Raw genomic sequence first — 1,570 nt, 5'->3', positions numbered from 1 at the left:
GGGGGTCTCGAACGCCGCGAAGAGCGGCGCGGGCAGCGGCCCGGGGATCGCGTCGTGCGCATCGTCCGCCCGCCCGAGTTCAAGCGCACCCGTGGCGGGTTCGTCGCGACCGAAGAAGCGCTCGAATCGAAAGGTCGCATCGCGCGCACCTGGGCGAACGTGCGACGTGTGCTCATCGGCCGCCGGTTGGCCTCGGCGGAGGAGCATTCCGAGCGCGTCTCCAAGAAGATCGGCCTCGCGATCTTCGCCTCCGACAACATCTCCTCGTCCGCCTACGCGACCGAGGAGACGATGCGGATCCTCGCGCTCGCCGGCATCGGCGCCGTCGCCGCGCTCACGCTGCCTCTCACCGTCGCGATCGTGGTGGTCCTCGCGATCGTGGTCCTTTCGTATGTCCAGGTCATCAAGGCCTACCCCAGCGGTGGCGGCAGCTACGTGGTCGCGAAAGAGAACCTCGGCGTGGTGCCGGGACTCGTCGCGGGGAGCGCGCTGCTGGTCGACTACTTCCTCACCGTGTCCGTGTCGGTCGCGGCCGGAGTTGCCGCGATCACGAGCGCATTCCCCGACCTCCACCCAGTGCGCGTCACGATCTCCGTCGCCCTGGTCGTGCTGCTCACGATCGGGAACCTGCGCGGCATCCGCGAAGCCGGGAACATCTTCGCGGCGCCGACCTACGTGTACGTGCTCGCGATCTTCGGGCTCATCGGGATAGGTCTCTGGCGCGCGCTGACCGGTGACCTGCCGGCGGCGCCCCCGCCGATCGAATCGTTCCCGCCCGACGGGACACAGCCGCTGATGCTCCTGTTGCTGCTTCGCGCCTTCGCCTCGGGCTCCGTCGCGCTGACCGGAACTGAGGCCGTCGCCAACGGCGTTCAGGCGTTCAAGAAGCCCGAGGCTCGCAACGCCCAGATGGTGCTCATCGTCATGGGCTCGCTCTTCGGCACGATCTTCCTTTCGATCAGCTTCCTCGTGACGTCCATCGGTATCCAGCCCGATGCGAGTGAGACCGAGACCGTTCTCAGTCTCCTGGCGCGCTCGCTCGTTGGCACGAGCTGGTACTTCTACCTCATCCAGTTTTCGACGGCGCTGCTCCTCATCCTCGCCGCGAACACGGCGTTCAACGGGTTCCCGCGCCTCGCCTCGATCATGGCCGTCGATCGCTTCATGCCTCGGCAGTTCGCGCAGCGCGGCGATCGTCTCGCCTTCAGCACGGGCATCGTCGCGCTCGCGCTGGTTTCTTCGTTCCTCATCGTCGCGTACGAGGCGAGCGTCACCGGACTGATCCCGCTCTACACGGTGGGCGTCTTCATCGCATTCACCTTGTCGCAGGGCGGCATGGTCCGGAAATGGCTCCGCGACCGAAGCCGCGGCTGGCAGATCGGTACGGTGATCAACGGGGCCGGCGCCCTCGCGACCGGCGTGGTCGCGATCGTCGTCGGCATCAGCAAGTTCCAGGTCGGTGCGTGGATGGTCATCGCGATCCTGCCGGTCCTCGTCGCGATGCTGTACGCGATCAATCGCCACTACCGATCGATCGAAGACAGCCTCCTCATCGCGGCGACCGCCCCGA

General features: G+C 67.0%; 1 protein-coding gene. It reads left to right on the top strand.

The annotated features are described in order from the left end of the window. Positions 1-54 precede the first annotated feature (54 nt). On the top strand, positions 55-1,570 hold a 1,516-nt coding region (locus VI056_08880; protein HEY6203146.1), incomplete at its 3' end, for an APC family permease.

Source organism: Candidatus Limnocylindria bacterium (assembly GCA_036523395.1).
Taxonomy (GTDB): domain Bacteria; phylum Chloroflexota; class Limnocylindria; order P2-11E; family P2-11E; genus CF-39.
The sequence above is the reverse complement of the archived record's forward strand: the minus strand, read 5'-3'. Positions and strand labels throughout refer to the sequence as shown.